The 26,397-nt window shown below is 45.8% G+C and carries 26 protein-coding genes; 13 read left to right on the forward strand and 13 right to left on the reverse strand.

Annotation, left to right across the window (positions count from 1 at the left end):
* Window positions 1-228: 228 nt before the first annotated feature.
* The 4 genes from QUB52_RS24280 to QUB52_RS24295 form a co-directional block, all read right to left on the reverse strand.
* Complete coding sequence (locus QUB52_RS24280; protein WP_332974983.1) at window positions 229-1,047, reverse strand: hypothetical protein; 819 nt, start codon at window positions 1,045-1,047, stop codon at window positions 229-231.
* A gap of 105 nt (window positions 1,048-1,152) precedes the next feature.
* Window positions 1,153-1,626, reverse strand: a complete 474-nt coding sequence (locus QUB52_RS24285; protein WP_332974985.1) for a DUF732 domain-containing protein — start codon at window positions 1,624-1,626, stop codon at window positions 1,153-1,155.
* Between the two features lie 111 nt (window positions 1,627-1,737).
* On the reverse strand, window positions 1,738-2,349 hold the full coding sequence (locus tag QUB52_RS24290; protein ID WP_332976291.1) for a cupin domain-containing protein: 612 nt from the start codon (window positions 2,347-2,349) through the stop codon (window positions 1,738-1,740).
* A gap of 142 nt (window positions 2,350-2,491) precedes the next feature.
* Window positions 2,492-3,058, reverse strand: a complete 567-nt coding sequence (locus QUB52_RS24295; RefSeq protein WP_332969700.1) for a sigma-70 family RNA polymerase sigma factor — start codon at window positions 3,056-3,058, stop codon at window positions 2,492-2,494.
* Between the two features lie 395 nt (window positions 3,059-3,453).
* Between QUB52_RS24295 and QUB52_RS24300 the strand changes: the two genes are divergently transcribed.
* The 3 genes from QUB52_RS24300 (at window position 3,454) to QUB52_RS24310 (ending at window position 7,825) form a co-directional block, all read left to right on the forward strand.
* Window positions 3,454-4,668 (forward strand): DUF4331 domain-containing protein, encoded by a 1,215-nt coding sequence (locus tag QUB52_RS24300; protein ID WP_265239732.1) that lies wholly within the window; start codon window positions 3,454-3,456, stop codon window positions 4,666-4,668.
* 285 nt (window positions 4,669-4,953) lie between these two features.
* On the forward strand, window positions 4,954-6,354 hold the full coding sequence (locus tag QUB52_RS24305) for a tetratricopeptide repeat protein (protein WP_332974987.1): 1,401 nt from the start codon (window positions 4,954-4,956) through the stop codon (window positions 6,352-6,354).
* 34 nt (window positions 6,355-6,388) lie between these two features.
* Window positions 6,389-7,825 carry a nickel/cobalt transporter gene (locus tag QUB52_RS24310; protein WP_265239734.1) on the forward strand — a complete coding sequence of 479 codons (1,437 nt, stop codon included), beginning with the start codon at window positions 6,389-6,391 and terminating at the stop codon, window positions 7,823-7,825.
* A gap of 270 nt (window positions 7,826-8,095) precedes the next feature.
* On the opposite strand, the gene QUB52_RS24315 is transcribed toward QUB52_RS24310, so the two are convergent.
* Window positions 8,096-8,533: a DUF6918 family protein gene (locus QUB52_RS24315; protein WP_332971268.1), complete on the reverse strand. Its 438-nt coding sequence runs from the start codon at window positions 8,531-8,533 to the stop codon at window positions 8,096-8,098.
* A 262-nt stretch (window positions 8,534-8,795) separates the two neighbouring features.
* Window positions 8,796-8,978, reverse strand: a complete 183-nt coding sequence (locus QUB52_RS24320) for a hypothetical protein (RefSeq protein WP_265239736.1) — start codon at window positions 8,976-8,978, stop codon at window positions 8,796-8,798.
* A gap of 334 nt (window positions 8,979-9,312) precedes the next feature.
* Between QUB52_RS24320 and QUB52_RS24325 the strand changes: the two genes are divergently transcribed.
* The 4 genes from QUB52_RS24325 (at window position 9,313) to QUB52_RS24340 (ending at window position 13,411) form a co-directional block, all read left to right on the forward strand.
* Complete coding sequence (locus QUB52_RS24325) at window positions 9,313-10,848, forward strand: Ycf66 family protein (protein WP_332974988.1); 1,536 nt, start codon at window positions 9,313-9,315, stop codon at window positions 10,846-10,848.
* A 308-nt stretch (window positions 10,849-11,156) separates the two neighbouring features.
* Window positions 11,157-12,626 carry a cobyric acid synthase CobQ gene (cobQ, locus tag QUB52_RS24330; protein ID WP_265239738.1) on the forward strand — a complete coding sequence of 490 codons (1,470 nt, stop codon included), beginning with the start codon at window positions 11,157-11,159 and terminating at the stop codon, window positions 12,624-12,626.
* A gap of 219 nt (window positions 12,627-12,845) precedes the next feature.
* Entirely contained in the window at window positions 12,846-13,082 is a 237-nt protein-coding gene (locus tag QUB52_RS24335) for a 2Fe-2S iron-sulfur cluster-binding protein (protein WP_265239739.1), read from the forward strand.
* A gap of 173 nt (window positions 13,083-13,255) precedes the next feature.
* On the forward strand, window positions 13,256-13,411 hold the full coding sequence (locus tag QUB52_RS24340) for a hypothetical protein (protein WP_265239740.1): 156 nt from the start codon (window positions 13,256-13,258) through the stop codon (window positions 13,409-13,411).
* 6 nt (window positions 13,412-13,417) lie between these two features.
* Here the strand turns inward: QUB52_RS24340 and QUB52_RS24345 are convergent, their stop codons facing one another.
* Window positions 13,418-14,758: a hypothetical protein gene (locus QUB52_RS24345; RefSeq protein WP_332969695.1), complete on the reverse strand. Its 1,341-nt coding sequence runs from the start codon at window positions 14,756-14,758 to the stop codon at window positions 13,418-13,420.
* A 97-nt stretch (window positions 14,759-14,855) separates the two neighbouring features.
* Between QUB52_RS24345 and QUB52_RS24350 the strand changes: the two genes are divergently transcribed.
* Window positions 14,856-15,641, forward strand: coding sequence for an SDR family NAD(P)-dependent oxidoreductase (locus QUB52_RS24350; RefSeq protein WP_332974990.1), 786 nt, complete (start codon window positions 14,856-14,858; stop codon window positions 15,639-15,641).
* Between the two features lie 250 nt (window positions 15,642-15,891).
* Here QUB52_RS24350 and QUB52_RS24355 read toward each other — a convergent pair whose 3' ends face one another.
* Together QUB52_RS24355 and QUB52_RS24360 are read right to left on the reverse strand one after the other, a co-directional pair.
* Window positions 15,892-16,671 carry a photosystem II S4 domain protein gene (locus tag QUB52_RS24355; protein ID WP_265239743.1) on the reverse strand — a complete coding sequence of 260 codons (780 nt, stop codon included), beginning with the start codon at window positions 16,669-16,671 and terminating at the stop codon, window positions 15,892-15,894.
* Between the two features lie 273 nt (window positions 16,672-16,944).
* Window positions 16,945-18,078 carry an SAM-dependent methyltransferase gene (locus QUB52_RS24360; RefSeq protein ID WP_265239744.1) on the reverse strand — a complete coding sequence of 378 codons (1,134 nt, stop codon included), beginning with the start codon at window positions 18,076-18,078 and terminating at the stop codon, window positions 16,945-16,947.
* A 475-nt stretch (window positions 18,079-18,553) separates the two neighbouring features.
* On the opposite strand from QUB52_RS24360, the gene QUB52_RS24365 reads away from it, so the two are divergent.
* Together QUB52_RS24365 and QUB52_RS24370 are read left to right on the forward strand one after the other, a co-directional pair.
* Window positions 18,554-19,594: an adenylate/guanylate cyclase domain-containing protein gene (locus tag QUB52_RS24365; RefSeq protein WP_332974991.1), complete on the forward strand. Its 1,041-nt coding sequence runs from the start codon at window positions 18,554-18,556 to the stop codon at window positions 19,592-19,594.
* A gap of 181 nt (window positions 19,595-19,775) precedes the next feature.
* Entirely contained in the window at window positions 19,776-20,219 is a 444-nt protein-coding gene (locus QUB52_RS24370; RefSeq protein WP_332974992.1) for an HD domain-containing protein, read from the forward strand.
* Between the two features lie 138 nt (window positions 20,220-20,357).
* Here QUB52_RS24370 and fabG read toward each other — a convergent pair whose 3' ends face one another.
* On the reverse strand, window positions 20,358-21,122 hold the full coding sequence (fabG, locus tag QUB52_RS24375) for a 3-oxoacyl-[acyl-carrier-protein] reductase (RefSeq protein ID WP_265239747.1): 765 nt from the start codon (window positions 21,120-21,122) through the stop codon (window positions 20,358-20,360).
* Between the two features lie 154 nt (window positions 21,123-21,276).
* Between fabG and trxA the strand changes: the two genes are divergently transcribed.
* Window positions 21,277-21,594, forward strand: coding sequence for a thioredoxin (trxA, locus tag QUB52_RS24380; protein ID WP_265239748.1), 318 nt, complete (start codon window positions 21,277-21,279; stop codon window positions 21,592-21,594).
* Window positions 21,595-21,681: 87 nt separating this feature from the next.
* Entirely contained in the window at window positions 21,682-22,266 is a 585-nt protein-coding gene (locus QUB52_RS24385; protein ID WP_332974994.1) for a hypothetical protein, read from the forward strand.
* Between the two features lie 133 nt (window positions 22,267-22,399).
* On the opposite strand, the gene prmA is transcribed toward QUB52_RS24385, so the two are convergent.
* The 3 genes from prmA to QUB52_RS24400 all read right to left on the reverse strand — a co-directional run bounded on the left by prmA (window position 22,400) and on the right by QUB52_RS24400 (window position 25,478).
* Window positions 22,400-23,290 carry a 50S ribosomal protein L11 methyltransferase gene (gene prmA, locus QUB52_RS24390; RefSeq protein ID WP_265239751.1) on the reverse strand — a complete coding sequence of 297 codons (891 nt, stop codon included), beginning with the start codon at window positions 23,288-23,290 and terminating at the stop codon, window positions 22,400-22,402.
* 375 nt (window positions 23,291-23,665) lie between these two features.
* Window positions 23,666-25,249 carry a phosphoglycerate dehydrogenase gene (serA, locus tag QUB52_RS24395; protein ID WP_265239752.1) on the reverse strand — a complete coding sequence of 528 codons (1,584 nt, stop codon included), beginning with the start codon at window positions 25,247-25,249 and terminating at the stop codon, window positions 23,666-23,668.
* Window positions 25,250-25,337: 88 nt separating this feature from the next.
* Window positions 25,338-25,478, reverse strand: coding sequence for a hypothetical protein (locus tag QUB52_RS24400; protein ID WP_265239753.1), 141 nt, complete (start codon window positions 25,476-25,478; stop codon window positions 25,338-25,340).
* A gap of 60 nt (window positions 25,479-25,538) precedes the next feature.
* Between QUB52_RS24400 and QUB52_RS24405 the strand changes: the two genes are divergently transcribed.
* On the forward strand, window positions 25,539-26,045 hold the full coding sequence (locus QUB52_RS24405) for a hypothetical protein (RefSeq protein ID WP_332974995.1): 507 nt from the start codon (window positions 25,539-25,541) through the stop codon (window positions 26,043-26,045).
* Window positions 26,046-26,397: the final 352 nt, after the last annotated feature.

Consider the following 26,397-nt stretch of genomic DNA (forward strand, 5'->3'; position numbering starts at 1 on the left):
CTGGCTTTTCGCTCATCTGACTACATTACCATATTTTTCGGCTCTCAATCAACTATTTTTTACCTGAATCCTTACGAAATAAAGATAAAATTCGGCGATTGAAATCGCGTCTACACAAACGATGTCCGCCTCCGCGGACTAAGAAATAAAGATAAAACTCGGCGATTGAAATCGCGTCTACACAAACGATGTCCGCCTCCGCGGACTAAGAAATAAAGGCGAAATTGATTAAATTTTGTCTAATTCGGCGGGTGCGGCAATTTCAATTTCTTCGCAGCGCTGCAACAGCGATTCTATTTCCTGGGCGAGAGAAATTACTTCAGGCCAAGAAGAACCGTTGATTAAATCTTGGGCGTGTGCTAATTTGTTTCTTAATGCTTCTGCTGACTTTAAAAAACGCTCCCCGTAACGTTTGGATTTGAGCCCCAGTCGATCGACTATTTCGGCATTCGTCAGGATTAAATCTCGCTTGTCGCAGAATTGCAGGTAATCTATCAAGTCAATTGCCTCATTTCGCGATCGCCCTAATTGCCACAGGTGTTTTGCTGCTACAATGCGATCGCCCTTCAGCAACTTTTGCCACGAATCTTGGGGAAAGTAGATCCGCACAATCCGCAATAAATTCATTTCCAGCAGCGTCACCAACCCAAACAGCAGCATCCGCACCGGTGCTTTTTGCAAATCGCCGCAGGTGACAATCCCGTTGATGCGGTTGCTTTCCAAGACAAATAATCTCGGTTTTTCTCGCAGCAGCGGCAGCAATTCCATCAACGGAGTCGCGGCGGCGATTAACTGCGATGGGTGGAAGATTTGCTGGTAGTCGCTGCATTTACCTGTCTTTAAGTGCGATCGTTCTATATAGCCACAAACCGTCCCGTTTTCCTCGATCCCTAGCACATCAAAATCGCGCGCCTCCATCCACGATCGCAATTTAGCTGCATCTTCAACCGCCGGGACAGATTTTAGCGGTTCCGCGAGATATTTAACTGTAATACTGTCTTTGAATAAATCCCGCAAATCGGCGGAACTTGATTTTAAATGTTTCATCTCATGCCCAGTAATTTCCTGAGTCGTGCCGCGACAAGAGGACTATTAATATTTTAACTGCAAATAGAGACAGGGGATTGCCGTGTCTCTACAGATTTCAAGATCTTACTTGCTGGCTAATTCGGGGCAGTAATGATTTCCTGCAAGGGTGGTGATAATATCGGCATCCGCGAGAAAACTTTCTTTGACTGTGGGATTTTCGATATTGAGAGCTTGCGCGATCGCCCTTAATTTAACTTCCGGCAGAGAAACTCCTGCTTTAGCTTCTGCACATATCCTTTTCGCTGCGGCAATTTTTTGACCAGGGTTAGTTTGAATTCCTTGCAGTAAAGTGTTCGTTGCGTCTGGAGAGTAGCTTTTTGCTAAGCGTTTGTAGTCTTCGATAAATTTCCCATCGTCTCCTGTCAGCTTAATTCCCGATTCCTGGGGCGCGCACAACTCATTTAAGGTAATCACTTCTCCCGCTGAGTTTACCAGAAAACAGCCTGCGCGTTCTTGGGCGATCGCACTTTTGGCGATCGGGACAAATTGTATAATAACCGCGGACATCAGAGCAGTTAAACGCCAGTAATTTAGCATGGCACTATCCTTTATTTGTAATTGTTAATTGATGCTTCACGGGTTCTTCGGCCCGTGCCACAATAGACATCTCCAAAAACTCTTGTGGAGCAGGCATCTTGCCTGCCATTTTTAAACTAGCATTTCATTGTCTATGGAAGTTTTAATTAACAGTAAACATCCCCCTTGTGTGACGGACGAATGTGTAGAGCCGGGAACAGATCGAATATAATCGCCTTGATAGCAAACTTCCCCTTCTACAATTAAATCTCCTTCTAATACAAGCACTTCTTCCGATCCAGCGTGTCGGTGCAGGGGAAAAGTTACTCCCGGTTCTAGTCGCATCAAGCAGGTAATCTCGCGCTTTTTTTTGTCAATGTAAAGCTTGCCGATCGAGATTCCCGGAACTGAGTAAGGTCTCCATTTGACATCGCGCGATCGCACGATTACAGATGGAGTATTGTTCTCTGTTGGGGAGGTAACAATTGGCTTTGAATTGACTGATTCTGCCGTTAGTGGCAGTTCCGCTATGCGCTGAAATAGGCGGTTTTTCAGGTCGGGGGCGACGGGAACGGCAGGGGCTGTGTAGCCGATCGCAGCAATTGCTGTTTCAAAGGCAGCTAATTCACTTTGTAGTTCTGGAGATGCTTGCAATTTCTCTGCAAGTGCGAGGCGTTCTGACTCATCGAGGATATCGAGAGCTTGAAGGGCTGCAAGGGTATTAAACTCCTCGTCTGGCATCATTTCCATCTGTTCTCCGGCATGATCGATTTTAGATTGTAAATTTTAGATTTGTTTTTGCCATTGCACTAAAGAAAGATGGAAGATTGGAGATGCCATAATTTTAGATTGCTCTTAAACAATTTAAATTTTGTTTTTTAACAACCTAAATTTCTTCGCTCAAATTTTGGCGCAATTTAGAAATTCCCAAGCGAATTCTAGTTTTAACTGTACCTGTTGGGATACCGAGTTTAGTCGCGATTGCCGCGCAAGTCAATCCTTGGTAATAGGCTAGTTCGATCGCAATTCGCTGTTCTGCTGGCAGTTTTTCTAGCGCCGCTGTAACTTGTGCGCTGCGTTCTTCGATCATGGCATCTTCCATCGGTTCTGCAAGGCTCGAAGACGGAATTTTCGCATCTTCCAGACAAGCTTGGGCCGCGCGGACTGTTCGCTGCAACACTCGGAGGCGATCGAGGGAACGACTGCGGGTAAGCATGAACAACCACGTATCCGCTCGACTGCGACTAGGATCGTAAGTTGCTGCTTTTTGCCAAATTTGGGAAAAAACATCGAGTACCACTTCTTCAGCTTCTTCTACCGAACCCAGGATTTTGTAAGCTAGCCCGTAACTTGGACGACCGTAGCGATCGTAAAGTTTAGCTAATGCCGTTTGGTCTTTGTGGGCAATCTGCACTAAAAGTAGCGATGAATCGCTTGACTTTTTGCCTGTCATCTCAGTGTACCTAAAAAATTTTGTTTTGAGTGTGCAGATCCAAAATCAAATATTCGGCGTATATCACTATAGAACATAATTCTAAGTTAATTGGGGATGCAAGCATAAGTATGCCTTGGCGGGCTAATTTCGTCATGCTTTGAATTGTAATTTTCCCGATTGATATTGCATTTTATCACTTCTGCATAATTTTTAATACCCAATCTTGCAGTAGAGATCCAAAATCCCCAAACCTTCGTATACCAATTAGGACTTACACAAAAATTAGTTTTACACGCTATTTAAAGCGCTGTATAGGATGCGCACGGCGCACCCTATACAGCGGTAAGGTGCGGACGGCGCACCCTACATCTAGAAGTCTTGTAAAAATCTCATTAGAAATAGAGGTGCTAACTGTGAATCTCACAAAAAGAATTCGGCGAACCATATTAGCAATTGAAGTAGCTTTAATTGTGGTATTAACTCCCGGAATAATTGCTGCTTCCGACCACGACGACGGCGAAGTCGATATCAAAGGTCGTACTGTCAATTTAACCGACCTGTACGTATATCGAGAAAAAGACCAAAATTCCAGTGCTGCGGACGGGGATTTAGTATTGACAATGAATTCAAATCCCCGTTCTGTAGCCCGTTATCAATATTATTTCAGCACTACAGCCCTTTACCAATTTCACATCACCCAGGTAGGCGATGTAAATTCTACCCCGACTGGACGCGCCGATATTATCTTGCGGTTTGCCTTCAGTCCGCCTAACAATCAAGGTATGCAAGCAGTGGCGATAACTGTGATTCGCGGCGGCTCTGAGACAACTACTAAGACTACAGTTAACGGCGGTTTAATTGCCACAACTCCGCTGAATTCTAATGATGTTTTGAATACAGTACCTGTGGACGGTTCTAACTTAACTGTATTTGCAGGCTTGCGGGAAGACCCATTTTTCTTTGATGTAGAACAATTTTTTAGAGTTCGCGCTGGAGCTTTGGGAACAGGGGCGAAAGTAGGTTTCAAGGAACCGAGTAAAGCGATCGACTTTGCTAAAGGTTATAACGTCAATACAATTGCGGTGCGCGTTCCGAAAGCACTTTTGCAAGCAGGAACTGGGGCGAATACTTTTGATGTTTGGTCAACTGTTGCTGTCAGGGATGGAGTTGGTGGATTCAAACAATTCGAGCGTTTGGCGAGACCTGCAATTAATGAGGGTTTGGTAGTTACTCCCGCGTTTATGGAGGCATTTAATAATATTTCTCCTAGATTGGATTTGAGTGCTGCTGCTGCTCCGGTGCGCCAGGAAGCTGTTGCTACTTTGAAGGCTGTGGATCTTTTGGACGGTCAGCAAAATGTCGATCCAAATGCGATCGCCCAAGCTTTCTTACCCGATGTCATGCGGATCGATACTACAAGGCCCAGCGGGTACGGTAGCGCGGCAAATGCTCAAGGAAGTTTGATCGGAGGTCGTTTGCTTTTGGACGACGTTATTGATATCACTCTGGGAGCTTTGGTGGGTTCTCCGGTTGGCGATAATGTTTCATATAACGGAACTCCGGGGAATCCGGGTCAGGGACACAAACCTTTAGAACCGAATTTTCCTTATTTGGCTTTGCCGAATTAGTCAGTTGTCAGTTGACAGTTGACAGTTGACAGTTGACAGTTGACAGTTGACAGTTGACAGTTGACAGTTGACAGTTGACAGTTATTTGTAGGGTGTGTCGCTATCGATAATTCTGAAAAAAGAGCAACAATTTCAGAGCGACGCACCTTCCACAATCATTGAGGAAACCAACCTAATAATTGTTTCGTAGCAAAAGTTTTTTCAGTTGACAGTTCGCAAAGTGCCCCGTCGAATTAAACCGTATTTTTTTGTGCTAGAGCAAAAAATGACGAACCATACAATATTATGACTGCGAATAAATCACAAAAACCTAAATCAGATATTTTCTGGTGGTTGCTCCTAATCGGACTACCGATAGTGGGAATTGTCGCAGTTAATTTGCTGCCGAATTTGCGCGAAATTTCAGATAAATTTGCTAACAAAAGTCCGGTAAATCTCGATGCTAATTACCGCTATAATTTCTCGGCTACTTTGAGAAATAATCCGAATCAAAAGGAAGCAATTCAGCAAGAAATAGCTTTTTATCAGCAGCGATTGGCTGTGGATTCCCAGAGTGGTTTGAATCGGGCGGCACTGGCGGGTTCTTATTTGAAAATGGCTCGCGTAACTGGGGAGGGTGGTTGGTTTTTATTAGCGGAACAAGCGGCCCAAAGATCGATCGCCCTTTTGCCTTTTGACAACAAAGGTGCGCTGTTAGTTTTAGCTCGAATTGCCGAGGCTAGACACGATTTTGCTACGGCTTTGCGCTTTGCTAAACAGGTGGGTTTTGAGAATGAAGATGCGATCGCCCTTTCCGTCACATCTCACTTAGCCACCGGAAAAGTGAGTGAGGCAAGTATAGCAGCAGAAGCCTTAGTTAATCGGATTCCCAACTTAGGTTCTCTCACATTAAGAGCATTAGTGAGAGAGTCGCAGGGGCGAGATGCGGAGGTTTTGCAGGATTACCGGCAAGCAATGGCTGCGGAGGAACCGGGAGAGATTGCCGGATCGGCGCGCGCCCGATCGCTCTTAGGTCGATTTTACGCCCGTCGTGGGCAGTTTGTGCAGGCGAAAGCGCTATTTTTGGAAGCTTTGCGGTTAGTTCCACGATACCCGCTGGCGCTGATTTATTTGGGGGATTTGGAGACGCGCCAGGGAAATTATCGGGAAGCAGAGGCTAATTACAGCAAGGTTTCTGCCTATTCTGGCGGGGCTGCGACGGTGTTCGATCGCCTGGTGGATCGTGGTATGGCGAGGGTGAAGGAGTTGCAGGGAGATGCGATCGCCTCCGGGAGATTGCGCGACAAAGCAGAAGCTGGGCTGCGACAGGAACAGGTTTCTGGCGGTTTTGGACACCGCAGGGATTTGGCGAGTTTGCTGCTGGAAAAAGGTCGATCGCAGGATGTCACCGAAGCGCTGCTGTTAATGCAGGATGAGGTGAAAATTCGCAGGGATGCGGTAACGCTGGATATCTACGCCTGGGCGCTTTCTAGCGCTGGGGAATTCCAAAAAGCCGATCGGGTGATGGCCGAAATAGTGCGATCGGGTGTTCGGGATGCGGGGATGTTTTACCGGGCTGGTGCGATCGGGCGGAGTTTAGGTAAAGATGCCGAATCACGCGCTTATTTTCAAAAGGCTAAGGAAATCGATCCGAGTTTTGATAGTCGATCGGGCAAAACATTAGGTTTGGGAAGTTATGAATTTTAAGATTAGCTATAGACAGATTAAGCAGGATAAATTTATGCACAAAAAATGGCACAAATCGCGCCAATATCTGATTATTTTTGCGCTCACAATCTTACTATTTTTAACAACCTCAACCCGACCAGTTTACTCCCACTGGTCCGACTTATCAGTAGCCGAAATAATCGTCAACGATTTGCAAACCGAAATAACATTAACCTTTCCAACCGGCTTAACAAAATTCGCCGACGACAATGGAGATGGACAGTTACAACTGGCAGAAGTTAGAAATCATCAAACAGAACTAGAAAAGTTTTTTGGTCAAGAAATTAGCATCATCAACAGTAGCAAAATTCAAGGATTGGTTACAGTAAAACCCCTAGAAATATCAGGTAAAACTGCCAGCCTAATCCAGCAGCCAAATACCCACAGCACCTTAATCTTAGACTACACCTGGCCCGTATCTAATGTAATTTCAAAAGACAACAAATTGCGGATTAACTACAATCTGTTTTTGCCCGGAGTGGTGACAGCTAGCTGTCAAGCTACGATTGTGCAAGCTGGTGCTGTAAAAAGCTTTGTATTTACAGCACAAAACCGGGAATTTTTGTTAGCTGGAAAAGAATCTATCTGGGATTCAGGTTGGAGTTTGGTGCTAGCAGTAGCGGGAGCATTTGCGTGGGGATGCGTGCACGCAATGTCTCCCGGACATGGGAAAACCATAGTCGGTGCTTATTTAGTAGGTTCGCGGGCGACTCCAGTACACGCTTTGTTTCTAGCAGCGACAACCACAATAACTCACACTGCGGGCGTGTTTGCTGTCGGCGGAATTACGCTTTTCGCTTCTAATTTAGTCGATCCAGAAAAACTCGATCCTTGGCTGAGTTTAATTTCCGGTTTATTAGTAGCTATTATTGGCTTAAAACTCCTACTAGCAAGAATCAAAATTCGGTTCGGTGTGACGAATTCACTTCTAAAACAAATCAGAAATAAATTATTTTATAAAAAAACTGAAGAACCAGTAAATCTTTTAACTAGGGGAACTTGGGAGAGAGAATTTAAACCTGTCAAACCAGATACATCTCACCACTATCACCATCATGGAGACGGCCGCGTTCACTCGCATTTGCCGCCGGGATCTGACGGTTCTCCGATTACTTGGAAAAGCTTATTAGTGTTGGGAATTTCCGGCGGTTTGTTGCCTTGTCCTTCCGCTTTGGTGATGCTGTTGAGTGCGTCGGCTTTGGGCAATGTTGGTTTGGGGATGACGCTTGTGGTAGCTTTTAGTTTGGGATTGGCTTTGGTGCTGAGTGCGATCGGATTAATCTTGGTTTATGCGAAACAAAATTTTAATAAACTGCCAAAACAGATTACAGCAGTCAAATTTCTACCTGCAATTAGCGCGATGTTTGTAATGTTGTTGGGGTTGGGTATTACTGGAGAGGCTATGTTGAAAATATTGGCTGCGAATCAATGGATTGTTGGCAATGGATAATTTATTCAGTTGACAGTTGATAGTTGACAGTTGACAGCTTGCCCTCAGCGCAGTCGAAGGGATGAGGGCGACTTCTACCTAGAAGTCCGAGGATTGGAGTAATGAATAGTCTGATTTTAATTTCTCGCCTTTAGGAGTTCCGGCTTTAAACCAATTCTTTCTGGTAAGCTGTTTTTGAGAGCTTTTGTATCCCAAGATTTAACTAAGCTGGCGGGAAGTCCCCGCCCGGATAAGGATTAGAATTGGTGGGAAAGCCCGACTAATTCAAGATCAAATCGAACTATGTTTATTAATAATTTCAGCTAAATCCGGTATGCCGTTTTCCACGTAAGTCTTAGCTGAGGGGCGGAGTTTTGCATAGGCGCCTTTGACAACTGCTCTTGTGCTGTTTTCGGCTTTTTTGTCACTGATTTGGAGCAATTCGTCTGCTACTTGAGCTTTTCTTGCAGCCAGATATTCGACTGGGTTGCCATTGTTTACGGCTTCAGTCCACATCGGATCGAGTGCGATCGAGATTTCGGGCAGAAGTTGATCGACGACTTGGGCGCAATAGTCAGCCCGTATCTTTTTGACAGTAGAGTAGGCAGCTTTCAGAGCTAAACCACCCAATCCCGGCGCTGAAGCAACTTGTTTTTCTATCAACTCTACACACTCATCAACAAAAGTGTCTCTGTTTTTTTCATTCAATAGAATATCGCTAAGTCCCATTTTTACTCTCCTTGATTTAACAGTCAATGTGCTGATTAGCTTTGAGTTTCATCTGGCGATTATATATCAAAAAGAACACTTTGAAAAAAATATTAGACAAGCTCTGTCTTACAATAAGTGGCATTTGCACGTATAGCGGTTCTCAAGCGTGGTGAGGTATGCCCAATGCCCAATGCCCTGTTTGCCCTGTTTGCCCTGTTTGCCCAATGCCGTTCGCGTACCTGATCTTTCTGAGAAAGGCTATATATATTGGCACGCATGATTAGGATTCGACGTTCGACTTGAAGGGCGCAGGTACTGCAACGAGGGGAAGTTTCAGGGTTTGAGTCGGCCCATCGATCGATCGCAATACGAGATTTTTCGGTAATTTCGAGGCAGTGTTGACTCCGGCAAAAATTTGAAGCGATAAGGTTAAAGCCGCGGCTAACAACAGTTTTTCTAACATGGCACTACCTCCAATTACGTATGCCTTCCGGCATAATTCCTCTTACACCTACACCATACAGAACTTCTTCTCCGGCAAGTGCGATCGTACAAGCGTAGTTAAGTGACACATATCACGAGGGAGGAGGGGGTGAGAGCAAGAGGGGGTGAGAGGGAGAGTGGGGAGACTGGGGGAGTGGGGTAGTGGGAAAAATCTTCCCTCTTCCTTATTCCCTCTTCCCTCTTCCTTCTTCCTTCCAAATCGAGAATTGTCCTTCAGAAAGAAGCCGTTGAGTGTCTCAGAAAGGTAGAATTAGCGCGTAGAAGTTATTTGACACAGCGGAGGTACCGACAAGATGCTTGCATACATTCTGGCGTTGGCGGTCGGTCTGGGCAGCTTTAGTATTTACATGGCGGCCTTCTTTTTTCCAGAAGTTCACCGGAAAAGTGATTTTACTTGGAGCGGGGTAGGACTTTTTTATGCGTTAATTTTATGGGCTTGTGCGGGGCGAATTACTGGTGCTCTCCTGCTGGGTCAAATGGCGGGGGTGGCTCTGCTGGGCTGGTTTGCTTGGGAAACTTTGACTTTGCGCAGGCTGGTAGCACCAATTGCTCAGCAAACTCCGATTCCTCAATCTCCGAATTTGGCTGGGGCGATGGGCGGGCCGTTAGCAGGTTTGTTTGGTAAGAAACCTGAACCCGCAGCCAAAAAACCTAAGTTTGTCCGATCGCCCAAACCGAAAACTGATGCGGTTCCAGCACCTGCGAATCAGGGCGAGGTCAAGGTAGCTCAACCACCGGCGACTCCCCCAATCGCGGAAATTATTGCCGAAAGTTCGATCGCCCCTGACTTAAAAATTCCCGACAAGAGCGCACCCGCAATTACAGAAATACCCGTGTTTTCCGTAGAAACTCCTGCTGCTGAGACTAAACCCGCGCCAGTAGAATTAGCCAGCAACTTCACTCCTTTACCCCTACCTCTAGAATTTTCAGAAATTGCGGCCACACCAACTGTGGAGCCAGCAGAGGCTCAGCCAGAAGCTAAAAAGCAGACTGAAGATGATGATGATTTTGACGAGATGTGGAGGTCGATGGCTAAAGATTCCCAGTCTGATGCTAGTTCGGCAGCCGCAGCGGCGACAGCAGCCGCAGCCCCAACGGCTAACCCAACTCCTGCCAAAACAGCTAAAAAATCCGGCGGTTTCGGAAGTCTGTTCGGCAATATCAAAAATAGTCTCGGTGGTATGTTGGGACGAGGTGCGACTAAAAACAAGCCTGATGCAAATACTCCGGTGACAACAGCAAAAGTGGCAGAGAAGTCGATCGCACCTGAATCTAAGGTAACGGCAATTCCTGCACCGGAGATCGACCAGATTCTCGAATCAGAATTAGCCCAGGCGGCCGCCGAAGTGGTAGCCGAAACCAGCAACACTGCTGTGGAAACAAGCCAAGGATTGCCGTTTCCCACCGATGTTGAAGCAATGGCTGAATTGATAGCGGCAGAAACCGCGAGTTCTGCCAAAATAAGGGAAAGTGCGATCGAAGAATCATCCGCTGAGACTCAGATAACGCCGTTAGCCCAAGAAATACCTGCGGCTGAGGTTGATGAAGCGACAGAAGATGCTGCCGCACCGGAAGCCGAAGCCCCTGCTGTATCTCTAGAAATGACTGTGGTGGAAATCTTTTCAGCACCGCCTGTAGAGATAGAAGTACCGGGAGAACCAGGGTTGAGCGTGCAGGTAGAAACGGTTTCAGTGTCAGTGATCTCGATCGAATCCACAGAAGAAAAACCCTCTTCTGACGGACAACAACCCGATTTAGTCGAACCTGCCACACCAGCCACTGAATCCAAGTCTGAGAATATATCCGGCGAAGATCCGCCGTCATCTTGACGCAAAAAGCAAAAGGTAGAAACCAGAATTAAAAAAATTCTGCCTTCTACCTTCTTCCGTCTTCCTTTTAGGACTTAGGCGCGGGTGGCGAGAAACCGGGTTTTCCCAAAAAGAAATAATTCGTTGCCACTCGCATACTCAGTAAAAAAACCGTCTCTTTGGTCGAATTTTGTAATCCCGTAAATCCTTACTTTTACATTTTTCTTTCTTTCTTCCTTCTTCCTTCTGCCTTTTATATTCTGTTTTTTACATTCTTCCTTCTTCCTTCTTCCTTCTTCCTTCTTCCTTCTTCCTTCTCACTTAATATTATGAAAGCAATTATGGTCGTGGGAACAACATCTCACGCAGGAAAATCTTTACTGGTTGCAGCATTGTGTCGAATCTTTTCTCGATCCGGCTGGCGGGTAACTCCGTTTAAAGGTCAGAATATGGCACTAAATTCCTATGTCACAGCCGCCGGCGGAGAGATGGGCTACGCTCAAGCAGTGCAAGCTTGGGCCGCGGGCATCGCACCTTGGGTAGAAATGAATCCGATTTTGCTCAAGCCGCAAGGAGACATGACTTCTCAATTGATTGTCAAGGGTCGGGCGATCGCAAATGTGCGAGCATCTCAATATTACGAGCAGTATTTTGATATTGGCTGGCAAGCGATTCGGGAATCTTTAGAATTTCTGAAGGAAGAAGGCTTTGACATGATTGTGTGCGAAGGAGCCGGCAGCCCTGCTGAGATTAATCTCAAACACCGCGATTTAACAAATATGCGGGTAGCAAAACATTTGAATGCTCGGACTTTGCTAGTAGTTGATATCGATCGCGGTGGCGCTTTTGCTCACATTATCGGCACTCTGGAATTGCTCGATCCCGACGAACGCGCTTTAATTAAAGGGTTCATTATCAATAAGTTCCGAGGACAAAAATCGATCTTAGATCCCGGCTTGACTTGGCTAGAAGAAAGGACTGGAATCCCCGTAGTTGGGGTAATTCCTTGGATAGATGAAGTGTTTCCCTCCGAAGATTCGCTCGATTTACTCGATCGGCGTGCTCCCAATTCTCAAACCGACATCAATATTTCCGTCATCCGCCTGCCCCGAATTTCCAATTTTACCGACTTTGACCCTCTGGATTCGGAAACTACCGTCACAGTCAAATATGTCAGCCCAAAAGACGAGTTAGGCCATCCAGATGCCGTGATTTTACCAGGCTCTAAAACTACAATTTCCGATTTGCAGGTGCTGCGCCAAACAGGTATGGCAAAAGCTATTCAAAATTACTTGGTAGCTGGCGGTACTGTCATGGGAGTTTGTGGCGGCTTTCAGATGCTGGGAGAAAGTATCAGCGATAGAGAAGGCCTTGAGGGAGAACAGGGAGAGTTCAAAGGGTTGGGGTTATTACCTTTGAAAACTGCGATCGCACCGAACAAAATTGCCCGCCAGCGGATCGTAACATCTAACTATCCTCAGCCAGGTTTACCAGTTTCCGGTTACGAAATTCACCAAGGAAGAACGCAAATGCTAGAGTCAGACTCGACTCAACCGCTATTTGACGATCCAAGTTTAGGAATGGTCAACACTTCTCAGTCAGTTTGGGGCACATATCTACACGGTGTTTTTGATAATGGAGCTTGGCGGCGAGCTTGGTTGAATCACTTGCGGCAGCAGCGGGGACTCCGCGCATTGCCTACGGGTATTCCTAATTACCGGGAACACCGAGAAGCTCTGTTAGAGAGTCTAGCAGATACAGTGGAAAAGCATTTGGATATCAAGCATATTTTAGGTTAGAAGGAAGAAGGAAGAAGGAAGAAGGAAGAAGGAAGAGGGAAGAGGGAAGAGGGAAGAGGGAAGATTCGTAGGGTGCGTCGCTCTGCGATAAATCCCTAGCTTGCATATCGACAATCTCACAGCGACGCACCTGTACTTGCAGAATTCGTGTCAATAAAACTCACATTTTTCCCTAGCGAAACTTGGTAAAAATTGTATTATATCAGGAGTAAAAATTGAATGACAAAGATTGTTTTTTTACCGGATAATGTGACAGTGGAAGCTGAAGCAGGAGAGCTTTTGCTAGATGTAGCAAAACGTGCAGGAGTTTCTATTCCTACTGGTTGTATGATGGGCTCTTGTCACGCTTGCGAAGTAGAAATTGACGGCGGGGAGGCGATTTGTGCTTGTATTTCCGGCATCCCTTCCGGGAAAAAGCAAGTTACAATTAATCTGTATGTTGATCCGACTTGGTAATTAGTCATTAGTCATTAGTCATTAGTCATCAGTCATCAGTCATTAGTTATATGAGCGATCGACAACTTAAGCCCTGTCCCATCTGTTCCATCCCATCCCCCTATTGGGAGCGATATCCCCGTCTAGTATGCTCGACTTGCTGTAGCAAAGCCTGTGACAGTAAAGGGCGAAAGGTGAAGTTTTATAACGTCGATATGAGTGGAGGTTTTCTGGCGAGATTTGCGGATACTAAAGAAGAATATCCCAGCCACCTTTGCTATATTGAAGGGGTCAAGTGTTGGGCCGAAGAAGGGAAATTTGGCGGTATTGCGATCGAGCGGTATGACTGATACGCTTTAATTTTTTTGCCATTCTTGCTGTTTCTTGCGAGCAGATTGCAGCCATTTCTGGGATTCAGGATAAACAGTTGTCCCAGGTTTGACGGATTCTAATTGATTGATAATTTGTTGCAATTGGCCGAGGGCGTAACCGGGATTTTGACGGGGAGAATTTACATTATTTTGCAAGTTTGCAAACAAGCTTTTAGCCTGGTTCAAAGATTCCACTGACTCTCTCTCTGCTGTGAGTCGAATCTTTGTAGTGCCTAAATTATTTTGATATTCAGCTAGTTTTGTTTGAGCGGCAAGATAGCCCGGATTATCAAATGTAATTTGGCTGAGCCTCTCAATGGCTGCTTGCCACAAATCTGCTATTTTTTGCCAACTTTCTGCTGAATGGGGCGGTTTCTGCGATGCGGAGGCGGCAGTTAAGGCAAATTCTTTTGCTGCTTCAATTAAGTTGTCAGCCCGCACAGAACCGGTGGCGACACCTCCCATTGCTTGAAAGTCTCTTTCTGCTGCTTGGAGTTTTTTCTTAGCGGTTTCTCCCGCAAGGGTTTCGGCGGGAATTTGATTGAGTTGATCGATCGCACTTTGCCAATTTCCCGTCGCTTTTTGCCTATCTGCCGCAGTTTTTGATTGCTGATACTGCTGTTTCGCCGCGTTGAGAGTTTGTTCGGCTTGATTTAACTCAATAAAAGCATTTTTTTGCTGGAAAATTTGAGCATCCATCCGCCCGATATTTTTGCGGGCTGCTTGAAATTCATCGACTGTAAAGCGCCAAGTGCAGCCCGAAAAAGAGCAATAAGTTTGTGGATAGTAACCGAGGAACCATACCGGCAAAGCGTCGAGGTGTGTTTGCGCTTGTTTTGCTTTGGTTTCGCCTAAGTCAAAATCTGCCGCAGCAGTGGCTTTATTGATCAGTTGATCGGATTGTTCCACAAGGGCGATCGCCTGTCGGTAATTATAATCCATACTGATAAAGCTCGGCAGCAACAATATCGGCATGGTTTTCGCCACGGACCAGCGAATCATCGGGAAAGGCAGGTTAATCAGCCAAATTATCCCCGCTGCGCCGCCCAACAAACCGCCAGCTAAGATGATTTTATCGAACAATCCGGGCGCGCGGTTGGCTTTGACAGCAGCTTTGAGAGCTTCTTGGCTGAAGTTGGGAAATTCATCTTTAAAAGTATCGCGGATTTCTTCTCTTGATGCGAAAGTGCCGTCTTGCGATCGCAATTTTTCCAGTCGCTTGATCACCATCTTGCGGTAGACTGCACCCGCGAGAGCATCATCAGCCGCGCACTTGTCAACTTCCGCCTGTAAAATGTCAAAAGCTCGATCGGTAAGACGCCCCATAAAACTCACCTGTTTCCTTTTAATTATTCTACAGGCTGCTAGACAAGATAATTGTTAAAATATATAAAGTCAACCTCAAAAATCCGAATTTAACTTCATGCCAACTGCTTTAATCACCGGTGCTTCAGGCGGAATTGGTGCAGCCTTTGCCGTCGAATTAGCTAAACGCCAGCACAATCTAATTTTGGTAGCTCGTTCCGAAGCCAAATTGCAGCAGCTAGCTGCTCAACTGCAACAGGAATTCAATATTGTGGTCGAAATTATCGTTCAAGATTTGACCGCGCCAGGAGCCACAACTGCTGTATTTGATGCGGTTGTTGCCAAAGGTTGGACGGTTGATTTGCTGGTGAACAATGCGGGTTTTGGGGATTATGGCGCTTTTGCCGATCGCCCTTTAGCCAAACAAGTAGGAATTCTGCAACTAAATATTGTAGCATTAGTTGAACTCTCCCACTTATTTTTGTTGGTAATGCGAGATAGGCGATCGGGAAGTATCATCAATGTGGCTTCTATTGCAGCCTTTCAACCGATGCCGTACCTATCAATTTATGCAGCAACTAAAGCCTTTGTGTTGAGTTTCAGCGAGGCACTTTGGGCGGAAAATAAAGATTTAGGAATTCGGGTATTAGCACTTTGTCCGGGCCCCACAGAATCAGATTTTTTTAAAGCAGCAGAATTTCCGACATCCCTAGCATCTAGTAGCGGGAAAAAACTCGTTTCTGCTGATGAAGTTGTGCGAGATGCACTCAAAGCTTTAGATAAAAATCAGTCTAACGTCGTGACGGGCGGATTCCTCAATCAAATAATCGTAAATATGCCGCGATTTATGCCGCGAGAACTTTTGGTGAATTCGATAGCAAAGCTATTTCGGAGTAAAGCATAATACGAAGGAAGTTCGGCAGCAGATTTTGTAACGGATTTAACGGATTTAAGGAAGCAGGAAGAACTCAACGAGGTGGCGAGAAACCGGGTTTTTATCGAAATCATTCGTTATTGTCTTAAATCTCGTAAAAAACCCGGTTTCTTTGAACTCAAGAAAGTGGCGAGAAACCGGGTTTTTATCGAAATCATTCGTTATCGCCTTAAATCTCGTAAAAAATCCGGTTTCTTTGAACTCAACGAGATGGTCAAAATTATAAATATCGAGTTAACTGCACTCGATAGCGTTCTTTTTTAGTAATCATAACTTCCCCAATTTCCAATCTTCCCTTACCGCTAACAGCGATTAAATCTCCAGACTTAACGTTATAACTGGCTTGAGTGATGTCTTTCCAATTAACTCGCACATCGCCTCTGTCAATAAAATCAACCATTTTGCTACGAGACATGGCGAATCCCGCCGAAGCAACAGCATCTAATCTCATCGATGCTTCAACGGTTGTCATTTCTTTCTTTTTCGGTTCTCTAATTTTGAGTTCACTCAACTCAATGCGCCGAGTTTTCACTGGAACCGATCGCACTTGCTGCAAACTCATCTCCAAATACTCTACCATTTCGGGCATGACAATCGCCTGCGCGCCGCGTTCACCCAACACAATCACATCGCCGGTTTTCTCGCGGACAATCCCCGTACCCAGCATTGCGCCTAAGAAGTCGCGGTGACTGGCGGTGTCAAACAGGAAATTGCCGGCTATCTCCACCGCAGCAACGCTAACACTCCCAGAGTCGATCGGGATTTCCGATCGGGCGATCGCAATTCTCTGCCTTTCACCCTGGGGATAGCCGCCCCAAGCCACTAATTCCACATCAGTTAAGCGCTTAAATACCGTCAGAGTGTCCGCCAATTCCGGCGGCGACAGAAAATCAGTCAGAGTAACTTCCCAAGTTTTAATTGCTTGTTCCGCTTGATCAAGGGCCCGCGCTACACATTCGCGGTTTTCGATGCCTTTTAACAGTTCTTCTTTTTGTAACATCAGTCAATTTTAGATTCTAATTGGAAATTACCAAAGGTTGCTGTAGTAACTAAAAAGTCTACTTCTTTAACAGTCCCACTACTTTAATTATAATCTAAGATCGTCAAATAATACCAAGCCTAAAAAATTGTTGCTACGTTTAATAACCGTAGCAACAATTTTTTGTACTTGGCTTAACTCCCCGCCGGACACGGCAGTGCCGTTTCTCTACAAGTGAGATTCTTTAACTAACGAAGCGAAAAACCTGGTTAATGCGTCCAGGAATCTCAGCGATTAGGCATGAACCATTAAATATTGGCCATTACCATTATATTCACCATCGCAACTGGCGAAATTAGCAACAAACCACATCAAGTAAAACCGCCAGATGCGGCGGAATTTGGCATAGTCGATGCCGTAGTCTAAATCTTTGACTATCGCCTGAGAATCATCAAAGTTTTTCAGCCAGTTAGCAAAGGTTGTAGAGTAATTGTAGCCGTTGAGATACCATTTGTTTATGGTTTTGAGGTCTTTGTTGTGGCTGGGAACAGCATCGTATTTCCAGTAACGGCCGTGGGGAAAAATGTATTTGTGGGTGAAAACGCTGGATATGTTGTTAGGGGTGCGAACTGTGATGATGTGAATGAAAACGCGACCGTTATCTTTGAGGAAAGAGGCGAGCTTTTGGAAAGCTTGGGTTAAATTGCCGACATGACAAAAAACTCCGATCGAGAGAATTTTGTCAAATTTGGTATCGAATTGGGCGTCGTTCAAATCGCCTTCAAATAAGGTGAATCGACCGGAACTTAGGTAGCTTTCGGGGTCTTGCATCTTGTGACGCATATATTCGCATTGATGCTGGCTGAGGTTAATCCCTGTAAACTGGACATTGGGGAATTTTGACAGAATGTAATTTGGAACGCAGCCCCAACCACAGCCAAAGTCTAAAATGCGATCGCCATCCTGAATCTCTAGCTTTTCAATCACATCATCCATCATCTGGATTTGGGATTGTTCGAGGTTGGCGGCTCCGTTTTCCCACAATCCCATGCTGTATTTAGGATAAATGAGTTTGCTCTCGCCTAACATGGGATTCAGCATGGCTTGAGGTAAGTCGTACTGAATTTTCATTAAATCCCGTGGGCCTTCGGCGGTGTGATCTGTTTCTGTTAGTACCCATTCGTAGGGTGCGAGGAGGGAGGGAAAATACTTAAAGAAGACGGGCATACAGGTATCAAAAAGCGATCGCAATACAGTATCCGGTACTTCTAAGCCGTTGATATAGGACTCTGCTACGGCCATTTGCACCGCGTTAACTGCACTGACTGCGACGCGGGTTGCTCGGTAGGCGATCGGACTTTTGAGGTGGATATTTCCCACCAACGGGATGTGCTGCTCGATGTTTTGTAGGGCTGTTGATGAACTCATGGTTATACGGGTTTTAAAGATGCTGCTATTCTATCTCACGCAAATTTGCTGGTGGTTAAAGAGCCAAAAAGCTCAAACTATTACCAACTAAGGTTTGCACAGCAAAAGTCTGCAAAATCCTCAAAATATCTGACGGTAGAAGGGGATTTGATAACGCATTTATAAGGTTTTCAGCCATTATAAATTTATTAAGAATTATGTCAGTCGATTTAAGATTTGAAAATTGAAATTTGAGCTTGATTCCACAACCTTTACTGGGCGATTGAATTGGGGTGTTTTCAGGTGCGATCGCGATTTTACTGCTGAGTGAGTTTGGCGGTTGAGGTAACGACACGAGAAGCTGATGCCGATCGCGACTTATACTGAATAAGTCAGGCAATGCAGAAAAAATGTCGAAAAACCGGGTTTGCAGATAGAGTCGTTGCAATAACAGATGTCCGCGAGATTCGTTCCTAATTAGCTAGATACGCCACATATGCCACAGATTTACTATCTGCCGGACGATCGCGCGATCGAGATAGACGACGACGATATAATTCTGGAAGCTTCCCTGCGTGCAGGGATTCCCCACACCCACATCTGCGGCGGTAGCGCCCGGTGTTCGACTTGTCGCGTCTTGATTGTCGAAGGTTTAGAATTTTGCTCGCCCCGCAATTCAGCGGAAGAGGAGCTCGCCAAAAAACTGCGTTTAGAGCCGGAAATTAGGCTGGCGTGTCAGACGCAGGTGGCGGGCGGGAAGGTGATTTTGCGCCGACTGGCGATCGATTCTGAAGACTTGGAATCATTTAACGACGAAATGGTCGGAAAGTTTATTCATGCACCTGTGGGTCAAGAAAAGAAAATTGCCATTTTGTTTGCCGATATTCGAGGATTTACGGCCTTTGCAGAATCGCTATTACCCTACGATGTAATTTATATTTTAAATCGCTATTTCCAAAAAATGAGTTATGCGATCAACCGCAACGGCGGGATGATCAATAATTATATGGGAGATGGTTTTATGGCGCTGTTTGGGTTAGAAAACTCAGAGAAGGCGGCGGAACAAGCCGTGAGGGCTGGGGTAGATATGCTAGAGGAATTAGAGAAACTCAATCCCTATTTTGAGACTTTATACCGTCATCGGTTGCGGATTGGGATTGGGATTCACTGCGGTTTGGTGGTTGTGGGGAATCTGGGGGCCGAGAAAAATCAGACGGTAACGGCGATCGGGGATGCGGTGAATTTTGCCAGCAGGATTGAAGCTGCTAACAAGCAAGTGGGAACAAGTTTGCTGATTTCCGAGGAGACTTATCAGGAAATCAAGGATTTGGCGATCGTCAACCAGCGCGTATCAGTTCAAATTCCGGGAAAGAGCGGCGAATATCCGCTCTATGAAGTAGTCGGGATGCCACCGCTGCCGATACAAATTGAGGAGATTTCCGAGGTAAGGGAAGGTTCTATTTGGCAAGGTTTTGTCAATAAGTTACTGGCTTGGTCTGCTGCGGTCTACAATTGGATTAGGCAAATTTTTAGTTAAAACGGTGATATTTTTTTTAACATAATTGGGTCATTCTGAGTCCCGTTCCTTCGCAGGGACGAGCCAACCATAGCTCAGGACTGCGAAGGAACTTAAGCATCTCGCCCGATGCAACGCTTGACCACTTCCCCGCCAGAGAACTGAAACTTTAATAGACAACTTCTTTACTATGCTGTCAAATATGAATTCAGAGTACGAATCCTTACTACAACGAGCGATCGCCATCGCCGCCAAAGCTCATGAGGGGCAGGTTGATAAGGCAGGCAATCCCTATCTCGATCATCCGCTATTTGTGATGGAAAATGTACATTCTATAGAGCAGAAAATCGTAGCGGTTCTACACGATGCGGTCGAAGATTCTGAACTTACACTGGAGCAACTTAGAAGCGAAGGTTTTCCTGAAGTTTTAGTCTCGGCGATCGCGGCGATTACCAAAATAGAAGGAGAAGCTTATGCAGCTTATTTAGAACGTGTGATTGCCAACCCGATCGCACTGCGAGTCAAAATCGCTGATGTTACTCATAACCTCGATCTGCGTCGCATCGCAAATCCCACAGAGGCAGATTTTCAACGCATTGCAAAATACCAAAAAGTCCTCAGTCAGTTGTGCGCCGCCTTAAAGTAATTATTATTTATTAACTAAACTTAAAATATGTAAATTCTGCCTAATTAATTTCACTTCAAATACGCTAACAGACATAAATTCAACCGCAGACATCCGCGTTAATCCGCGTGCATCTGCGGTAAAAAAAATCCCCAAATCCTAAGCCATCACCATGCCCCCATCCACATTAAAAACCTGCCCCGTAACATAGGCCGCCGCCGCATCCGCCGCCAAAAACTTCACCATCCCGGCAACTTCGTCAACTTCGCCGTATCTTCCCAGCGGAATGTACTTTAAAATATCGTCAGATTTGACATCTTTTGTCATATCTGTGGTGATAAATCCAGGTGCAACCGCATTTACAGTAATCGCGCGACTGGCCAACTCTTTTGCCACAGTTTTAGTAAATCCAATTACTCCAGCTTTTGCCGCACTGTAATTAGCTTGTCCGGGATTGCCCATTTGGCCGGCAACCGAAGCAATATTAATAATTCGGCCGCTGCGCTGCTTTAACATGATTTTGCTGACAGCTTTTGTACACAAAAATACGCCGGTGAGATTCAAATCAATCACGGCTTGCCAATCTTCTAGCTTCATCCGCAGCAGCAAAGTATCGCGGGTGATGCCGGCATTGTTCACCAAAATGTCAATTCTTCCCCATTTTTCCATGACTTTACTGATGAGTGCATCTACTTGGTCAGTTTTGGAGACATCCGCTGCAAGGGCCACAGCTTCTCCGCCTGCTGCGATGATTTCTGCTACCGCCTCATCAGCCGCAGCGCTCGAACTGGCATAGTTCACGGCGACTTTAGCGCCTTCTGCTGCGAATGCTAAAGCGATCGCGCGGCCGATTCCCCGCGATGCACCGGTGACGACTGCAACTTGACCCCGCAATCGCTGATATGTCTCTGGTAATAATTCCATAATTCTGTCCTCGCAAATCTACGCTCACAAAATTCTGCACTAAAATCGATCCAGAACCAAAAAAATTTATACTGACTTACTGAGTTCAGTTGTGACAATTCCCTACTCGTTAACCCTTCGGGTATAATGGGCGTCCCTTTACCACATTTTTAAAATGGCAGTTCAAAAACAGTTCAACAGTTTTGAGGAGTTACTATCGAGCTCTGAGTTGCCTGTACTGGTAGATTTCTATGCTACTTGGTGCGGGCCTTGTCAGATGATGGTGCCGATTTTAGAGCAGGTGAGCGATCAGACCAAAGATAAGCTGATGGTTGTTAAGATTGATACGGATAAGTACGAGCAGTTGTCATCGCAGTATCACATTTATGCTTTGCCGACTTTGGTGCTGTTTAAAAATGGCGTTGAGGTCGATCGCATTGAGGGAGTATTGCAAGCACCGCAGTTGATCGATCGACTGCAACCTCACTTGTAACCACCGCCGATTATCTCACAGGCTTGGTGCGTCAGCCAATATCTGATACATTATCAACAAAATAGTCGTAGCTGACGCACCCAACCTATGAAAACGCCCAGTCACGCTATTATCAATCTGGCGATTCTGGGTAAACCGCAACTGCCGCAATTTAATCTGATTATTGCGATCGGCGGAATCTTACCCGATCTCCCAATATTTTTATTTTACTTTTGGGCGAAGTACATTGCTCGCTTGCCCGCAGCTACAATTTGGTCAAAAGCATATTATGAGCCTTTTGTCCAGAATTTTGTGGCTTTGTTTCATTCGATTCCGCTGGCGGTGATTGGTTGGTTAATTGCTTATTACTTTGGCAGGCAAAATCTGCAATTTCTGTTTTTGAGTATGATTTTGCACTCTTTGGGGGATTTGCCTGTACATAATGATGACGCTCACAGGCACTTTTTCCCGTTCAGCAATTACCGTTTTATCAGTCCGCTTTCTTATTGGGATCGGAATCACTACGGATCAATTGTTTCTTTGGTTGAAATGTTATTGGTGATGCTGTCAACTTACCGCGTTTTTGATTTTGTTAACTCTTTTGTTGGTAAGATATTGTTGATTTTGGTGAATTGTTTTTACTTGATCGGGTCTGTGTCTTTTTACGTTCGTTCTCTAATTTATAGTTCTTAATTATTCTGCTGCAATTGCTATCTCACCCAACTTTTTTAAGGTGCGTCAGCCAAAATCTGATTGCTTGTGGATTGAATTATCCTAGCTGACGCACCCTACCAATGACCAATTCCCAATGACCAATTCCCAATTATTAACTCCGCCGAATATTGAAACAGCACCAATCTTGGCGCTTCCACAGAGTAGCGACAATCCAGCCATGCTGTTCGAGAGTGTCAGCAATTGGTTTAGCTTGATCGAGCAAAATCCCGCTAAGAACTGCCCAAGTAGTTGGCTTGCTAATGGCTGTGAACTGCGGTATTAAATCTATGATTACTTCTGCTAAAATATTGCACATCAAACCGTCGATCGGGCCGCCAGTCATTTCGATCAGCCGATCGATAGTTCCGAGCTCTGCAACCAACTGCTGTGGGTTAATGCGGTTGAGTTGTCGGTTGCTGATTGTCGATCGCACTGCCAAAGGATCTGTATCTAAAGCATAAACCTTTGTTGCACCCAGCAACACCGCGCCGATCGACAAAATACCCGATCCGCAGCCGATATCAGCAACTACATATTCTTTGTCGTCAAAACCGAGACGCATTTCCAGCGACTCCAAACACAGTTGAGTCGTAGCGTGAGCACCCGTACCGAAAGCGACACCGGGATCTAAACGCAAGATTAGGCGATCGGTATCAGTTGGTGGAGGCAGCCAAGCCGGATTAATTAAAAAGCGATCGCCCACTTCTTGAGGCTGCCAATGCTGCTTCCAAGTGCTGCCCCAGTCTTCATCTTCAATCAAATCCCACTGCATCGCAGGCAAGGGCAAACCTGCGCACAAAGCATCTTGGCGCAGCCACAAAGACAGGGCCGCCAAATCCAGCAATCCGGCCTGTTCTTCGGGCAAATAAGCCGACATCAGGCAGGAATTGCTTTTAATCTGAGTGGCCGTTCCCCGACAGTTAAACCGTTCCAGACGCCAAAAGATGATATCTTCCAGCGCCGGATCGCAAATAATTCTAATTTCCCACCAGCTATGTGCCATGACTATTTTAGATTTTAGATTTTAGATTGGCCCGTCAGGAACTGGAGCAGGGGGAACTGGGGAGTTAGGAATGAGGATGGACTAATATAAAAATTCCAGCTTTCTTGCCAATTAACAATGACCAATCACCCATTAATAATTATCAGTCCTTGCATCTCAAATCTCAGCTCCAAAATCCTTCAAATAGTTACTGTTTAACGATTTTAGATTTGAGATTGGTATCACCTAAAATCTCAAATCCTTTAAAGATTTACCATCTAACGATTTGAGATTTTAGATTTGAGATTGGCATCACCTAAAATCTCAAATCTTTTAAAGATTTACCATCTAACGATTTGAGATTTTAGATTAGCAGAACCTAAAATCTACAATCCTTTAAAGATTCACGGTGTAAGCATCCCGAATCCCCGGAACTTTGAGGATCTCGGCCAATATGCCCTCTGGTAGAGGGTCATCAAGGCTCAAAACCATCACCGCATCGCCTCGCACGATTTTACGGCCTACTTGCATACTGGCAATATTGACATTAAAACTGCCCAATTGGGAACCAATCTTGCCAATAATCCCCGGCATATCGCGGTGCAGGGTAAACAGCATATGGTGAGTCGGGGAAACGTTGACTGGGAAATCGTCAACACTGGTAATCCGAATTTCGCTTTCGCCGAGCACTGCACCTGTGACTGTGTGTTCGCCCAGAGTTCCCTTGGCCGAGAGGCGCAGAGAGCCTGTGTAGTCGCGAATTGAGGCGTCTCTGGTTTCGACGACGCGAATTCCGCGTTCTTTGGCTTCAATGCTGGCGTTGACGTAGTTAACGCGCTCTCGTAGGGCTTGGGAGAGCAGGCCTTTGAGGGAGGCAACGACTACGGGCTGGCTTTGGTTGTTGGCCAATTCGCCTTGTAGTTGAACGTTGAGGTAATCGACTCGGCCTCCGGCTAGCTGGCTGACGAGGTTGCCTAGGGTTTCGGCTAGTTGCAGGTAGGGTTTGAGTTTTTCGATCGAGTCTGGGTAAATTCCTGGGATGTTAACAGCCGATCGCGCCGGCAGCCCCAACAGGACATCGCGAATTTGTTCAGCAACATCGATCGCCACATTCACCTGAGCTTCAGCCGTGGAAGCTCCCAAGTGGGGCGTCAGCACGATGTTCTGGCCGACAGTCCGCAGCGGAGAATCAGCTTCCAGCGGCTCATGTTCGTAAACATCGATCGCTGCACCGGCGATCTGGCCTGATTTAATAGCTTCTGCCAGGGCTGCTTCGTCGATGATGCCACCTCTAGCGCAATTAATGATGCGGGCCGTGGGCTTCATCTTCGACAGCACCTCAGCGTTAATTAAGTGCAGGGTTTCCGGCGTTTTGGGGATGTGCAGGGTGATGTAGTCGGATTCGCGCATCAGCAGTTCGAGTTCTACCAAGCGACAGCCCAACTGTTCGGCTCTTTCGGTGGAGATGAAGGGATCGTAAGCGAGCAGTTTCATGCCCATTGCTTTGGCTGCGGCGGCTAGATGGGAGCCGATTTTGCCCAAACCGACGATACCGAGGGTTTTTTTGTAAACTTCTACGCCGATGAAGCGGTTGCGTTCCCATTTACCGCTTTTGACGGAGGCGTTGGCTTCGGGGATGTGGCGAGACATGGAAAGCATCATGGCGATCGCGTGTTCGGCTGCTGCGATCGTGTTGCCTTCGGGGGAGTTGACGACTACAATTCCTTTGCGGGTAGCGGCGGGTACATCTACATTATCTACGCCGACTCCGGCTCTACCGATGATTTTGAGTAGATTTCCGGCTTCAATGATTTCTTTGGTAACTTGGGTGCCAGAACGGATCATTAAAGCGTCGTAATCTGGAATAATTTTAACCAGCTCTTCGGCTGAAAGTCCTGTGTTTACGTCAACTTGCGCGACTTGGGAGAGGATGTCAATTCCGGCTTGGTCGATCGGATCGGATACTAGAACTTTAGGCATAGCAAGCAATTGAGTGCAATAGTTAAAAATAGGCCGAGCATTGGCGAACTCACAGTTGAGACTTAGACTTAGAGCAGTATCTAACAGCTCAGCTCAAGCTTGCCTTTGTGCAGTCTGAATTGTATCTGTATTCGGTCAAGGTCGGCCGTTTTTGCTGGAAATATTTTAGCTGTGCGGGCGATCGAATGCGAGCGATCGTCTTAAAAACGCCCAATTGCTTAGCTAGCAAGTCTTTTCAGGGTATAATAAATTTTGGGTATTGAAACCTAAGTATCAGGAATTGTTTCTAATGAATTATCTTATCGCTGTACTGCCCGATCGAATGCAAGCCGAAGCTGCCTATTGTGCCCTCGAAAAAGCAGGCTTACCCATGAACCAAGTGAGCATTTTGGGCCGAGGCTACAAAACGGCTGATGAATTTGGCTTAATCGACCCCAACCAGCAAGCGAAAAAACAAGCAAAACTCATGGCTGTTTGGCTGATACCGTTTGGCTTTATTGCCGGGGTTACTTTCAGCTTGATGACTGAGTTGAAAACCTTTGCATGGGCGGGCGAAATTGGCGATCACCTCATCGGCGGAGTCCTAGGTGCGATCGCCGCCGGGATGGGCAGCGTTTTTGTCGGCGGTGCCGGAGGAATGGCTTTTGGTAGTGGCGATGCTTTGCCCTACCGCAACCGTTTGAATGCCGGCAAATTTTTGATTGCAGTTAAAGGTAATGACGATTTAACCAATCAAGCTGCTAATATTTTGCAGCAATTTGAACCAGAAAATATGCAAGGTTATATAGAGAGTTAATGGGAGCGTCTCATTTTTGTAAAAAGCATTTTTTTCTTTGAGTGCTGTCACCGCTCACAAAGAGTTTATTTCTACTGCGGGCTGTCACATTGGCAACAAAGTTATTGACTGAAGTGGAGACAAAAAAAAGAGAGAACGGTGGCTTTCAGAAAAACTAGAGCCACCGTTAGGGAGAGAATGAGGGTGCAAAATAAAACCCATCCAATCCCGTCAGGAACAGTGAACGATTAAAGGAATTTCGTCAAGCAGCATACAAGTTATTAGTGCTCGCTCTCCGGTAGTGCCATGAAGGAAAGGATAGAGTAAACTTAAGCTACTATTAGAGAGAAGTGTTTGCCATTAGTGATATGAC

The organism is Microcoleus sp. A6-C6 (genome assembly GCF_036705955.1).
Classification (GTDB): Bacteria; Cyanobacteriota; Cyanobacteriia; order Cyanobacteriales; family Microcoleaceae; genus Microcoleus.